6 protein-coding genes are annotated in these 14,944 nt (G+C 68.8%); all 6 read left to right on the top strand.

The window, feature by feature from the left end; all coding sequences use genetic code 11:
• Nucleotides 1-58 precede the first annotated feature (58 nt).
• Nucleotides 59-946 (top strand): LysR substrate-binding domain-containing protein, encoded by an 888-nt coding sequence (locus ABD104_RS15880; protein WP_087836701.1) that lies wholly within the window; start codon nt 59-61, stop codon nt 944-946.
• Nucleotides 947-1,251: 305 nt separating this feature from the next.
• Nucleotides 1,252-1,830 carry a TonB family protein gene (locus tag ABD104_RS15885; protein WP_176400623.1) on the top strand — a complete coding sequence of 193 codons (579 nt, stop codon included), beginning with the start codon at nt 1,252-1,254 and terminating at the stop codon, nt 1,828-1,830.
• 2 nt (nt 1,831-1,832) lie between these two features.
• Nucleotides 1,833-2,348 carry an RNA polymerase sigma factor gene (locus tag ABD104_RS15890; protein WP_132980479.1) on the top strand — a complete coding sequence of 172 codons (516 nt, stop codon included), beginning with the start codon at nt 1,833-1,835 and terminating at the stop codon, nt 2,346-2,348.
• A gap of 96 nt (nt 2,349-2,444) precedes the next feature.
• Entirely contained in the window at nt 2,445-3,440 is a 996-nt protein-coding gene (locus ABD104_RS15895) for a FecR family protein (RefSeq protein ID WP_165963304.1), read from the top strand.
• Nucleotides 3,441-3,625: 185 nt separating this feature from the next.
• Nucleotides 3,626-11,974, top strand: a complete 8,349-nt coding sequence (locus ABD104_RS15900; RefSeq protein WP_343927812.1) for a two-partner secretion domain-containing protein — start codon at nt 3,626-3,628, stop codon at nt 11,972-11,974.
• A gap of 2,318 nt (nt 11,975-14,292) precedes the next feature.
• A complete protein-coding gene (locus ABD104_RS15905; RefSeq protein WP_343927883.1) occupies nt 14,293-14,940 on the top strand; it encodes a filamentous haemagglutinin family protein in 648 nt (215 codons plus the stop codon).
• The last annotated feature ends 4 nt before the right edge of the window (nt 14,941-14,944 follow it).

Below are 14,944 nucleotides of genomic sequence, written 5' to 3' on the forward strand. Positions count from 1 at the left end.
CGCGATCCAATCCTGTTTTTTTCTGAATCCATAAAAATCGCCTATACCTGGTCCCGCCATGTTCAAAGTGCGTCAGCTCGAGGCTTTCCACGCAGTGATGGTCGCGGGAACCGTGACGGGGGCCGCCGTGCGGCTCGGGTTGTCGCAGCCCGCCATCAGTACCCTGATCGCGGGGCTGGAGTCCGATCTCGGCTTCAGCCTGTTCGTGCGCGAAAAAAGCCGCCTGCAGCCCACCGAAGAGGCCAAGTATCTCCACGGCGCGGTGGTGGGCGCGCTTCAAGGGCTGGACGGCATAGCGCAGCTCGCGGCAGATATCCGCGATGCGAAGGCGGGCAGCTTGCGGATCGCGGCGCTTCCCATGCTGGCGCTCGAATTCCTGCCGCGCGTCGCCGCCCACTTCCTGCGGGACTACCCGGGCGTCAACGTCACCTTGCAGGCACGCAGCTCACCCACGGTCGTGACCCTGGTCACCACCCAGCAGTTCGACATCGGATTCTCGGAGACGGCGTATGACCCAGGATGGGTCGACGCCGAAAAGCTCCGCCTGCGCTGCGTCTGTGTCCTGCCCGCACAGCATCCGCTGGCGGGAAAGGATGTCATCCGTCCGGCCGACCTGAGCGGACTGCCCATCGTGACAGCGCCGCGCGACCACATCCGCACGCAGCGCCTGCAGGAGCTGTTCGCCGAAAATGGCGCCACCCTGTCCATCAAGGTCGAGACGCCGCTGTTCGCGTCGATGTGCGCGTTCGTGGCAGAAGGCGTGGGCTACAGCATTGTCGATCCCGTCACTGCCCACGATTTTTCAGGCCGGGGCCTGGTTGCGCGCCGGTTCGAGCCGGCGTTCTTCAATGACTTCGCGATGCTGTTTCCGGCGGGAAAACCCCGGTCGCTGGTCACGCAGGCGTTCGTGCGGCTGGTTGCCGAATTCCTGAAGGACTATGACTAGTGTCTTGTCCTGCGTCCGGCGGTTGTTGCTCAGCCGAGTAACCAAACCGACATATCCGCCTGTCACCATGCGCGGTCCGAGAATGCTTTCCAGTTCGTGCGGATGCGATCAATCTTTCCAATCTCCCTCGGGACGGGACGCAAAGGCCGGCCAGAATGCGTGCCATGGCTGCGGGGTTGATCGGTTCCGGACTGATGGCCTGGGGAGCATGCGGGTCCGATCCAGCCTCGGGCGCCGAGTCGCCACGCGTTTTCTCTCCTGAGGATTCGAGTTCCGCCCAGCCCGCGGCGGACCGGGCACAGGCTGTGTTCGAGTTCGACATTCCCGCGATGCCGCTGGCCGACGCGCTGCACCGCTATGCCTCGCTGACCCGCCGCGCCGCATTGGTTCGCAGCGAAACGGTTGCCGGCCGCAGGTCGTCGGCGGTGAAGGGGCGTTACACATCCGACGAAGGACTGGCGCGATTGCTGGCGGGAAGCGGTCTGGAGGCGGAAAGCATAGCGGACGGCCCCGCGGATGCATTCGTGCTGAAGCCCGTCCAGGGTCTGGCGTGGTCCATGGCGTCGGCGCTGAATCGTGCCGGCGACTATCCGGCCCGGGTCCAGGCGCGCTTGTGGGACGCCTTGTGCGATTCGCCCGCGACCATGCCTGGCGCGTATCGTGCCTTGCTGCGGTTCCGGATCGACGGCCAGGGGCGGGTAGGGGCGGTCCAACTGCTGGAATCGACGGGAGACGCGGTGCGCGACCGGGCGGTGCGCAGTGCGATCGGCCTGGTGCGGATGGAGATGCCGCCGCCGTCCGGCATGCCGCAGCCGTTGACCATGATCGTGCTGCCGAACGATCCCGGCGATCCGGCCGGCTGGCGGCACTGCGGAGCGCCCTGACCATGTCCCAGGGCGCGCAACCCATTCTGCTGGATTACCTGACCAAGCGTTACGGCGAACTGAAATTGCGGCTGGCGCGCGTACTGCGCAATGCCGATCTGGCCGGCGATGCGTTGCAGGACACCTGGCTGCGGTTGAACAGCGAGAAGTCCGGCGGCATCGGGTCGGTGCAGAGTCCGCGGGCGTATCTGATGCGCATGGCGGCCAACGCGGCGGTGGACATCCAGCGCCGGCATGGCCAGTCGTTGCCACATGAGGAGGTCAGCGCCCTGCTGGAGCTGGCGGATCCGGCGCCCGGCCCGGCCGAACAGGCCGAGGCGCGCTCCGACCTTGCCGCCTTGGTCGCTATGTTGAACCGTCTGCCCAGCCGGCAGCGCGAAGTCATCGTGCTGGTGCGCCTGGAAGGCATGGCGCAGAAGGAAGTGGCCCGGCGCCTGGGCGTGTCGCTGCGAACCGTGGAGATGGATCTGAAGCGCGCGCACGAATATCTGGATGCCCGGATGGCAAATGAAAAATAGTTGCGGTTATGGCGGTCGTCAAACCGTCATAGTCGATCCATGGGAAATCCGGCCGGCGCTGGCCAGGACGGCCGGCATCCACGACAAGTTCATGCGATGAGACGCTCGACATCTTTCGACAGCTCTTCGGCCTCGGCCGACGCGATCCAGCGGCAGGCGCGCCTGTGGCTGCGCACGCTTGCGTCGGGCGACGTCAAGCCCTGGGATGCCGAGGCGTTCAAGCGATGGCTGCATGCCAGCCCGGCTCACCAGCAGGCATTCCGGGATGTCCGGCGGCGGTGGGACGAACTGGGCCCCGGCGTGGCGGAGATGCTGCGAACCAATGCCCAGGCCGCGGCCTTTCACGAGCGCACACTGCGTGTCCCGAGGCACGGCCGACGCGCGTTCCTGGGGGCCGCCGCGGGGGTGGCCGCGGCAGCTTCGGTGGCGGTGCTTTATCCGCCGGCGGGGGTGTGGCCGCCCTTTGGCACATGGGGGGCCGATTTCCACACCGCCGCCGGTGAGCAGCAGGCCCTGAGCCTTGCACATGTCAACGTCACACTCAATACCCAGACGCGCATCCGGCAACAGGGCGCGGGTACCGGCATGCATGGCATCGAGCTGCTGGCGGGCGAGGCCGCCATCGATTTCGACGGCGCGGGCCGGGCCTTCACCGTGATGGCCGGTGCCGGCCGCAGCACGGCGCAGATGGGAAGCTTCGAGGTGCGCAACCTGAAGGGGCGGGTCTGCGTGACCTGCATCGCCGGGCTGGTCCGTATCGAGCATCCGGCCGGCGGCGCCATGTTGCAAGCGCGGACGCAGGCCGTCTATGACGAGACATCCTTGAGCGGAGTGGCCGCGGTCGATCCGGGCAACGTGTCCGCATGGCGCAGGGGGGAGCTGGTCTTCAACCATACCCGGCTGGGCGACGTGCTGGACGAGATCAACCGCTATCGCCCAGGGAAGATCATGTTGCTGAACGATGCGGCCGCACAGCGTCCGGTAACGGGCCGTTTCGTGATCGCGGCGCTCGACTCGGCGCTTTCCCAGCTTCAACACAATTTCGATTTGCACGCCCGTTCGCTGCCCGGCGGATTGCTGATTCTCAGCTGATCGAAAAAACCTGCGGTTTTTCCAAACCACGTTCCGTCTTAGCGCATCGGATCCGGAAACGCACCGGCGGATGGTGCGGGATTCGCGCGGATACGGCCGGCGGCGATGCCGCCGGCATGGCAATGGCTCAACTATTGGCGGGATCGGTCATGGGTACACGGGGGCGCGGCGACATGGGACGTGGGATGACACGCAAGGAGTGGCGGCACTTCAAGCCGGCGCCCGTGGCGCGCGCCATCGCCATGGCGTTGGCGGCGGGCGGCATGGTGGGAAGCGTCCAGGCGCAGCAGGCCTTCAGCCCCGCATGGTTCGCCGCCAAGGGGGCGGCGCAGGCCAACGCCGCGACGACCGGCCGCCTGCCCAACGGCGCGCCGGCATCCAGCCTGGCCGGCATCAATGCGGCGCAACGCGCCAATGCGCAGCGCTCGTACGAGAACCTGAACCTGGCCGCCCGCGCGATCGCGGCACAGCAGGCCGTGCAGGCAGCGGCGCGCGAGGCCGCATGGGGCCGGGGCCCGGACCTCGTCGACGGCTTGGGAGAGGGCGGCCTGAAGGTGGACGGGAACAGCCTGACCGCCGGCTGGCTCAACGCCCAGGCTCCCGTGCAGACGCAGTCGGCAGGCAGGACCGAAGTGGTCATCGGCCAGACCGCCGAGAAGGCGATCCTGAATTGGGAGACGTTCAACGTCGGCCGGAACACCACAGTCAGGTTCGACCAGCGTGGAGGCGCCCAGGCCGACGGCTCCAACACCTGGATCGCGCTGAACCGGGTGAACGATCCCAGCGGCCGCCCCAGCCAGATCGCCGGCCGGATCCAGGCCGAAGGCTCGGTCTATATCGTCAACCGCAACGGCATCCTGTTCACCGGCACGAGCCAGGTGAATACCCGCTCCCTGGTGGCCAGCTCGCTGCGGCTGACCGACGAACAGTTCAAGCTGGGCATCAACAATCCCCGGCGGATGAGCAACGGGGGCAACGATTTCGCCATTCCCCAGTTCGGCGAGTTCACCACCGAGCAGCCTGTCATCTATGGGCAGTCGGGGTACCAGCCCGGAGACGGCACGACACCGGACAAGCTGGGAACCATCGACCGCTTCGTGCCGGGAGCCCCGCCCGGCGAGGTCGTCGTCGAGGCGGGCGCCACGCTGGCCACAGGGCAGGGCGGCAAGCTGATGCTGTTCGCGCCCAAGGTGCGCAACGCCGGCGCTCTGTCGGCGCCCGACGGCCAGGTCATCCTGGCGGCAGGAGAGAATGTGTTCCTGGCCACGCCGCGCCTGGACGACCCCGCGGGCGTGCGCGGCCTGGACGTCGCCGTGTCGGCCGTGCCCGGTTGGGCGTTCACCGGCGGACAGGTCGCGGGAGCGCTGGGCCTGTCGCCGGTCTATGGCGATGCGCAGTTCGTGGCCGGCCTGCGCGATGTGGTCTTTCCCGAGATGGCCCAGCGCGCCGCGCAGGTGGGCTACGAGGTGGTCAACACCGGCAGCATCCGGTCCGACCGCGGCAACATCACGCTGCAGGCGCGCGACGTGCGGCAGCTTGGCGCGCTGACCGCGACGACCGCGCTCAACAATCGCAGCGGCTCCATCCTGCTGCGTGCCTGGGGGCTCGGCACGCACATGTATGCGGACGGCATGAACGAACTGGTGAACTGGTCGGCCGGCACGCTGACGCTCGGGCCGTCCAGCGTGACACAAGTTCTGCCCGATGCATCCGACATCGGCGAGATCGAAGCCTCCGCGCTTGCCACCCGCTACCAGCCAGGACGGGTGGACCTGTATGGGCAGTTGATCGATCTCAAGCCGCAAGCGGGCGTGCTGGTGCCGGCCGGCACCATCAACATCGAGTCGGCGGTCAATCCCCTGTTCACCCAGCAGCCCTGGTACAAACCCGGCAGCGTGGGCGATGCCAGCCGGATCTACATCGACAGCGACGCGTTCTTGAGCGTGGCCGGCGTGAGGGACGTGCTGGTGCCCATGGCACGCAATTTCGTCGAGGTCGAGCTGCGCATCAACGAGTTGCGCGACTCCCCATTGCTGCGCGACTCGTGGCTGCGGGGGTCGAAGCTCATCGTCGACCGTCGCGCCAACGGCATCTTTACGGACGGTCCGATGGCCGGCGTCAATTGGGTGCAGAAAGACAACGGCAGCGGCCAGGTGGGCTACGTGCCGGGCGAGTGGATAGGCACGCCCCTGGGCGACGTCGCCGGCTGGGTGGGCGTGGGCAAGACAGACCTGGCGGAGCTGTCGGCCGATGCGGGCACCATCACGATGCGGGCAGGCGGCTCGGTCATCACCCGCGGCGGTTCGATGCTGGACATCTCGGGTGGCTCGGTGCGGTACACGGACGGTGTCAACACGGCGACCAAGCTGCTGGGGGCGGACGGCAGGCTCTACACCATGGACCGTGCGCTGCCCGATATCGGGTATGTGGGCATCGCGGGCCAGTACGCATCGTCCAGCCCGCGCTGGGGAGTCAAGGAGACCTGGCGCAGTCCGGTCATCGGCGCCAATGCGATGGAAGGGGGGTACGTCGAAGGCCGCAACGCGGGATCGGTCCAGGTCTTCGCCGGCGATGCGATGGTGCTGGAAGGCGAGGTCTGGGGCGGTACGATCATCGGCGATCGGCAACAGTCGGGTGGCAACGGCGGGGGCAGGCTCGAACTCGGAGGCGGCTCGGTCGAGGACAAACCCTGGTCGCCCGGCAAGATCGTCGTCAGCAACGATCCGCTGCGGCTGGGCGCGGACTTCGTCTCGACTTCGGCCCTGGGTGACGAGTTCTACATGGCCGACCCGTCGAAATCGCGCAAGCTGACACACCTGCTGGCCGATGGGCTCAGCCGCTCGGGCCTGGGCGAGATCGCCCTCAACATCGTCCGCGGCGATTTCGTCCTGGCCGCGGATGCGGTGCTGGAACTGTCGCCAGGGGCATCGTTGTTCGTGTCGGGGGGCGAAGGATCGACCTCGGACATCTACATCGATGGCACGATCCGGGCGCCGGGCGGATCCCTCCGGCTGGACTCCTCCGCGGGCCGGCTGTTCCTGGGCGCGGACAGCCGGCTGGATGCCGGCGGACAATGGGTCAACCGGTGGCGCGACGGTGCGATGCCGTCCGCATGGGCCATCGATGCCGGTACCGTCGACCTGGGCGTGGGCGAGCTGGTGGCCGCGCCCGGCGCGATCATCGACGTGTCCGGAGGCGGGCGAGTGGAAAGCGGTTCGCGGGGCGAGCCGATACTGCGGGCCGGCAACGCGGGAAGCGTGCGTCTGGGCGGCCTGCGCGCGGGCATGGACCTGGAGGCCCTGGACCTGCGGGCCTACGCGCTTGGAAACGCCGGCAGCCTGGCTCTGATGACGACGGACTCGGTCACGATCGGCGCGGTGGAACGGGATGATGCGGCACTGCACGTGCCGGCTTCGCTGTTTGCCCAGGATGGCTTCGGAAACGTGTCCATCTCTGTCATGTCCGACGGCGGCGACATTGTCATTCCCGAAGGTGCCGATATCGTGCAGGCCGCCGTGGGGCTCGATCTGGCGCTGCTCGACTACCATCGGCTGGCGACGGGAGAGCGCCTGGCGGACCACCTGCCTGCCACCATGCCGCGTCTGGAGCAGCGTGTGGCGCGCGGCGCGTCGGGCTTGTCCCTGGGTACCCGCGGCGGCGACATCGTGGTGGGCCAGGGCGCGCGCGTGCGCACCGAGGTGGGCGGCTCGCTGGCGCTGGCGGCCGGGGTCAACGGCGGTACCGTGGTGGTGGCGGGCCGGCTGGAGGCGCCTTCCGGCCGTATCGACCTGGCCGGCACGCAGGTGACGCTGTCCGCCGGCGGCGAACTGCTCGCGCGCGGCACGCCGGTGATCTATCGCGACGCGCGCGGCTGGCGCCGGGGCGAGGTGCGCGACGGCGGCGCCATTTCCATCAACACCGCCAGGCTGGCCCTGGCCCGGGGAGGGCTGGTGGACGTTTCGGGCGCCTCGGGAAGCATCGACGAGCCGTCGTACGGTCCATGGGGACCGCGCGATCCGCAGGCCGTCACGCTGGACAGCAACGGCGGCTCGATCTCGATCTCGGGAACCGGGCTGGTCGAAAGCACGCTGCGCGGGCTGGCAGGCGGGCCTCGCGCCGCCGGGGGGCGGCTGCGCTTCGACATGCAGGCGGCGAGCGGGCCCGACGGTTCCGCGGCGGAAAGGCTGCGGCAGGCGATGCAATGGATGGATCCCGACTGCTATGGCCTGGCCGGCAATGGCGTGTGCGACTACAGCAACTGGCAGGAAGCGCTGGACTTCGACTGGAGCCCGTTGATCGGCGGGGCCGCGCCTTTCGTGATTCCGTCCGCCCTGCTGGCTCATCTGGAAGACCGCAAGGAACTGGTGCTGTCCGAAGGGCTGCCGGCTCCCGCGCTCGAATCCGAACCGCTCGATCCGGCGGCATTCGGCCTGAGCGATGCGGCGCTCGATTTCTTCCGCGACAGCCTGCTTTACTCGGACCTGTTGCGGGAAGTGTTGCAGAGTCCCGGCAAGATCCACGCGCTGACCGTGAGGCCGGGCGCGTTCGCCGCCGGAGGATTCGCGGACCTGGCCCTGGTCAATTCAGTGCAGGGAGCCATCAGGCTGGATGGCGTGGACGTGTCGGCGAACCGATCCATGGTCTTGAGCGGGCAACTGGTGGGACACGAAGGGACCTCGTCGTCGCTGCGTGCGCCGCACATCGCCCTGAGCGCGATGGCCACGCCGGGCGGTTCCGCGCCGGTTGCGCAAGGCGGCGCGGGCCGGCTGGCGCTGAATGCGGAGCTGATCGATGTCGTGGCCGATGCCGCCGCGCTGGCGGCCGGCGGCGGCCGGGCCCGGATCACGGGATTCGGCGAGACCCGCTTCCGGGCCGGAGAGATCCGCCTGGGAAGCGCATTGCCGGAACAAATGACCGGTAACGAGGCGCTGCGGGTAGACCTGGACGTAGACGGCGACCTGGTGCTGGAGGCAGGCCAGGTCTATCCCGGCACGGCGATGACCGCCACGCTGCGCGCCGGCAACGCCATCCGGGTCGAGCGCCTGGGCGGCGACCTTCCGGTGCCGCTTTCGGCGGGCGGCACGCTACGTATCGAGGCTCCGGTCATCCAGCAGGACGGCGTGCTGCGCGCGCCATTGGGAACCATCGAGCTGGTTGCCGGCCAGCGTCTCGTCCTGGGCGCGGGCAGCCTGACCTCGGTCGCCGGGGCCGGTATCGCCGTTCCGTACGGAACCTTGTCTAACGACGAGCAGTGGCGGGACCCGACCAAAGCCGATGACGGGTCCAGCACGTCGCAGGCCATGCTGGCCGTGCCGCCCGAAAAACGCATTTCGCTGCAGGCGCCCGACGTGGCGGTGGGCGCCGGGGCGGTGGTCGACATTTCCGGCGGCGGCGATCTGTATGCGTGGGAACACGTGCCCGGCCCGGGCGGATCGCACGACGTGCTGGCCATGCCCGGGATGTATGCGATCGTGCCCGATGCGCCGGGAGCGGCGCCATTCAGCGACCTGCCTGCGGGCGAGCGCGTATGGCTGGCCGGCGGGCCCGGCCTGGCGTCGGGCTGGTACACCCTTTTGCCGGCAAGGTACGCCCTGCTGCCTGGCGCCTTCGCGGTGCAGGCGACGGGTAGGTCGTGGTCCGGTCCGGACCGGCCAGGCTTCGAAACGCCTGACGGCAGCCTCGTCATGCAGGGGCGGCGGGGCAACGCGTATGACGGTTTCGAGCCCGTGACGGCGGCGGTCTGGCGAGTTCTGCCGGGCAGTACGGTGCGGCGCTACACGGAATACAACGAAGCGTTCGCCAACGAGTTCTTCTCGTCCGATGCCTTCAAGCTGACGCAGTACCGATTGACCGGCCAGGACATCGTGACGCCCCGCCTGCCCCGCGACGGCGGCGCCGTGGTGTTCAATGCCGGACAGACCCTGCTGCTGGACGGTTCCCTGCGCTCCGCGCCCGCCGGCGAAGGCCGTGGCGGGCTCGTGGACATCGCCGGAGAAAAGATCGCCATTCTTGGCAAGGGGCAGGACGCCGCGGCGCTGCGGGGCGAAGGCTATCTCGTCATCGACGCCGCAAGCCTGTCGACGTTCGGCGCCGGCAGCCTGCTCATAGGCGGCCGCCGCCAGGGCGCCCCGCAGGGCCTCATGTTGGATGTCACGGCCAGCGACATCATCGTCCGCAACGATGCCGGGTCGGCGCTGTATGGTCCGGAGATCATCCTGGCCGCGAGCGATCGCGTCGCCGTCGATGGGGGCAGCGTGATCCATGCCCGCGGCGACGCCGCCCGAGGCACCGGGGATCTGGTCGTCCAGCCGCAGCGGCAAGCGGTCTACACGGATCCCGACGGCAATCTCGACGATAACTGGGATGGCGTGATCAACGAACTCGATGCCGCGGATGACGTGCTGACGAGTCCCGCGGCCGATTGGGGGGCCCTGATCAGGGTCGCGAATGGCGATGCGCTCAAGGTCATTCGCCAGAATGTGGATACGACGCGAGGCGGGCTGGCCGTGGTGGGGGCGGGCGCGGTCCTGGAAGGCGGCGCGTCGCTGCTGATCGATGCGACACGCACGACCGAGCTGGCTGCAGGCGCACGAATTTCCGCCGACGATCTGTCGGTGGCGGCGGGGCGCATAGGCTTTGGCGGCGGGTCGGGCATGGTGCTCGATACGGCAACGCTCGGCCAATTGTCGGACTCCCGTCACCTGACCTTGCGCAGCTATTCCAGCTTCGATTTCCATTCGTCGCTGGACCTGGGCAAGGCCGGCGTGTCTTCGCTGACCTTCGACGGCGCATCGTTCGCCGGCCACGGCGACCATGACATCACGGTAAGAGGAGGCACGATCGTCCTGGCCAACAGCGGCGGCCATGCGGGAGAGGCGGGCGCCGGCCGCGGGCATCTCGTCCTGGACGCCGACACGCTGGTGCTGGGAGAAGGGTCGAAGCGGTTCAGCGGCTTCGACGGCATGACCTTCGCCGGCCGCACGCAGATCGTGGCGGAAGGGACGGGCGGCGTCGATGCCGGGCGGGCTGCCCTGACGCTGGCGACTCCGCTGGTGACCGGCCGTGGCGGCGCCGCGCAGCATCTGGCGACCACGGGCCGCCTGGCGATCGAAGCCTCGGACGGCAACGCTTCCGGCCTTGCTCCGCAGGACAGCCTGGGCGCCCGGCTTTCGTTCACGGGCGCAAGCATCGACGTGAACGGACATGTCGCCGCGCTAGGCGGTGCCGTGGAAATGGTGGCCACCCATGGCGACCTGGTCGTGGCGGAAGGGGCGCGCATCGATGTCGGCGGTTTTGCCAAGGCGTTCTACGACGTGGCCGAGTTCGCGGATGCAGGCCGCATTGCCTTGTCGGCCGTGGGCGGCAACGTCGATCTGCGGGCGGGCAGCAGCCTGAATCTCGCGGCGGACGCGCGTGGCGGCAACGCCGGGACCTTGACGCTTGCCGCGGCCGGCGGCGGCAACGTCATGCTGGACGGCGCGATCGCGGCGCATGCGGGCGAGGGCGGACAGGCCGGCAAGGTCGCGCTGGACATCGAGACGCTGCCTGCCTTCGGGGCACTCAACGTGCGATTGAATGAAGCGGGCTTCAACCATACCCGCGAGTTCCGGGTCCGCAAGGGAGATGTCCTGCTCGACGGCACGACCATCGTCGAACATTTCCTGTTGACCGCCGACGCCGGCACCGTGGACATCGCCGGTACCGTCGATGCGCGAGCCGGCTACGGCGGATCCATCCGTGTCATCGGCGGCGACGGCGTGAGCATGCGCGACAGCGCCCGCCTCCTGGCAGGCGCCACGGGCGAGCTGGGCAGCGGCCGTGTGACGATCGAGGCGACGGGCGGCGAACTGGCCCTGGCCGGCGGCGTCATCGACGTGGGCGGCGCGGAGGGCGGCAAGGTGCGCCTGCGGGCCGGACAAACCGTTGATCATGCGGACGTCCGGGTCGGCCGGCTGGACGTGGCCGTGGCCGGCGCGCGGTCGACCGTGCTGGAGGGCGTGGCCGTCTACGACAGCGGTTCGGTCGACGCGGTCAAGGCGGCGGCGATAGAGGATGCCGGGACGTTCATGGCGAATGCCGGCACCATCGCCGCCAGGCTGGGCGGCGATGGCATCACGCTCGCCCCGGGTATCGAGATACGCAGCGCGGCCGACCTGGCACTCGAAAGCGACTGGAACCTGCTGACCGATTTCGCCGCGTCCAGGGAAGGAACGCTTACGCTGCGCGCGGGTGGCGACCTCGTCGTGGGAGGGCACCTGAGCGATGGGTTCGACCGTGCGGATCGTGGCGGCGTCCTGCGGGATACTGCTTCATGGAACTTGAGGCTTGTCGCCGGCGCCGACCTGGCGGCGGCCGATGCGCTGGCGCTGCGCCGCTGGCGGCGCAGGCCGACGGCAAGGGATCCGTGCGCGTCGGCACCGCAGGCACGGGAAAGGACGGCGACGAGGGGGCCGGCAAGCTCGTACGCACGGGCACGGGAGATATCGAGGTGCGTGCCGGCCGCGATCTGGTGCTGGCCCACAAGGAGTCGGTGATCTACACCGCGGGCCGACGGGACACGACGACGTGGAGCGATTTCACGACGGCCAATCCGGCGGCGGTGTACGGCGTACAGGGAGGCCACCTGGACATCCAGGCGGGCGGAAGCATCCAGGCCAGCCATTCCGGCCAGCGGTTCGTCGAGTGGCTGAACCGGCAGGGCAACGTCGGCGAAGGCATGTATTTCGGCGAATACAACAGCGGCGAGTACGGAGTTCGTCCCGACGGATCGTATGGCTACATCTATCTGCCGCCGGAACAGTCCAGCTGGTGGATCAACTACGGCGCCTTCCAGCAGGGAGTCGGGGCGCTGGGCGGCGGCAACGTGAAGGTCTCCGCCGGCGGCGATCTGGACAACCTGGTCGTCGTCCTGCCCACGACCATGCGCATGCGCGGCGGGCGGACGGCCGACGAGGCCCGCACCATGGAAGTCCGCAACGGCGGATCGATGGAGGTGGAAGCAGCCGGCGCGATCCGCGGCGGCCAGTACTACGTGGCGCGAGGCTCGGGCCAGTTGCGCGCTGGCGAGACCGCCAGCGGCCACAATGTGGTCGTTACCCGCAACCAGGGAGAAATCGACGAGCGGATCACGGTGCTGCCCGTCGCGCCCGTGCTGGCGCTGGGCGATGCGACGCTGCGCCTTGCCACCGCCGGGGACCTGCGCGTGCAGTCCGTGATCGACCCGCTGCTGATCCGCTACGGCGATGACGGCACGGGTTTCCTGCCGCGGCTCGACCACGGTTCCTACATGAGCGGCTATACCGGACGCAGCGCGTTGAGCCTGGTTTCCACGGGCGGCAATGTCACGCTGGTGAACCAGGCCGAGTTCGCGTTCCGCGACGTGTCCCTGCGCAGCAATACCACCGGCCAGGACCGGCTCGTCGGCCTGGGCGGCAATCTTTATCCCGCCCTGACCCGCGTCGTCGCGCTCAACGGCAATGTGGAGAACCAGGGACCGATGTTCGTGATGCCCGGCGCGGGCATGGACTTGAACGTGATCGCCGACGGCGATGTGCGTTTCGATGTCCAGAATTTCAAGGTAATCGACGATGCCACGCGCTCGGCGCCCTACGCGCGCATCGTCATGGCCAGGGCGATTCCCGGGATGATGCCTTCGCCCGATATGCCCGCGGGCGGGGGCGGCAATCCGTTCCAGGCCGATCTGATGGCGTTGATGCAGAATGCCATCAGCCCGTATTCCAGCTTGCATGCCTACTACAAGGGGCTCGCCAACCCCGACGTATTGCCGCTGGCGGACGATCATGAGCCCAGCCGCATCTATGCCGCGCGGGGGTCGATCGTCGGGCTCGACCTGGCCGCCAGCGAGCAGATGAGGATACGCGCCGGCACGGACGTGAGGGGTTTGCTGGTCGATGCGCGCAACGTGCGGGCGAGCGACATCACGCTGATCGATGCCGGCAACGATATCCTGGCGATGAGGCCGGTGCGCGACCGGTGGGGGCTGAACAACGGGACAGGCCGGATCGTGGTGCAGGGGCCGGGCGCGCTGGTCCTGGCGGCGGGCCGCGACGTATATGCGGACAACCTGACGGTCGAGACCGTGGGCAATCGCCAGTTCGATCCGGCCACGAATCGGCCCATCCCCGGTACCGACGTCAACGGCCTGCCGGCGACCGGAGCGGCGATCACCGTGATGGCCGGGCTCGACAAGGCACCGGGCTACGACGCGTTCGCGGCCGCCTATCTGGACCCGGCGAACGTCGCGGCCATGCCCGATTACCTGAAAGCCGCCGGCGACGGGGGCGCCGTGCTGCCGGTCTACCTGACCGACGGAATCGAGGTCCGGCCCGGCGGGGAGGAGAAAGTGGTGCGGCGCGGCCTCGTTTCCTACATGCGGGACATGACCAGCCAGACGCTGGCCCCGCTCGACGCGTGGAAGCGCTTCCAGGATCTGCCGCGACTGGCTCGCGAACAATTCCTGCGGCAGGTGTACCTGCTCGAGCTGCGCGAGGCCGGGCGCGACCAGAACGAACCCGGCATCGGCGGATTGCCGCGCAATGGCGGCTACAACCGCGGCCATGCGGCCATCGAGACGTTGTTCCCCGGCGACGGCTGGCGGGGCAGCGTGGCGGCCAATACCATGATGCTGCGTACCATGGCGGGTGGCGACGTGAGCGTGCTGACGCCGGGGGGCGGGCTGCAGGTGGCGGCGCTGGGCGCTACGGTCGCGCCAGGCTATGGCCTGGTCACGCTGGATTCCGGCCATATCGACATCTTCGCCAGGAATGACGTCGTGGTGAACCGCTCCCGTATCCTGGCGTTCGTGCCCGAAGCCAGGCGCGAGGGCAGCGACATGATCATCTGGTCCACCGAAGGCGATATCGATGCCGGGCGCGGCGCCAAGACGCTGCGCGTGCCATCGGCGCCGGAGGTGCTGACCGACATCGACGGCTTCACGACGATGCGCGAGCGCTCGGACATGAGCGGCAGCGGCATCGGTACCGTGGGCGACGGCGACCTGGACCTGATCGCGCCGGAAGGGACGGTCAACGCGGGCGATGCCGGCGTGCGGGTGGCCGGCAATCTGAACATTGCGGCCCTGCACGTGCTCAACGCCGAGAACATCCAGGTGAAGGGACAGAGCAAGGGCCTGCCGCAGGTGGCGGCCGTCAACGTCGGCGCCCTGACCAATGCCAGCGCGGCGGCATCGCAGGCCGTCGTCGCCGCGCAGGACGTGGTGCAGCGCGAGCGCGTCGCGGCCAGGCAAAGCCTGCCATCCGTCTTTACCGTTCGGGTACTTGGCTTCGGCGGCGAGCCGGCCAGCGAGAGCCGCGGCGAAGGCCGCGAGGCGCGATCCGGGCCCCAGGCGCAGGCTGACGGGGACCGGCGGTACGATCCGGGGCATCTGATCCAGCTGGTCGGGCTGGGGCACAACATCGACCCGCGCCTGGCTGCCCGCCTGACGGAAAGCGAAAGACGGCAATTGGAGCGCAACCGCTGAGCGT

It is taken from the genome of Pigmentiphaga daeguensis, assembly GCF_039523035.1.
In the GTDB taxonomy this organism is placed as follows: Bacteria; Pseudomonadota; Gammaproteobacteria; order Burkholderiales; family Burkholderiaceae_B; genus Pigmentiphaga; species Pigmentiphaga daeguensis.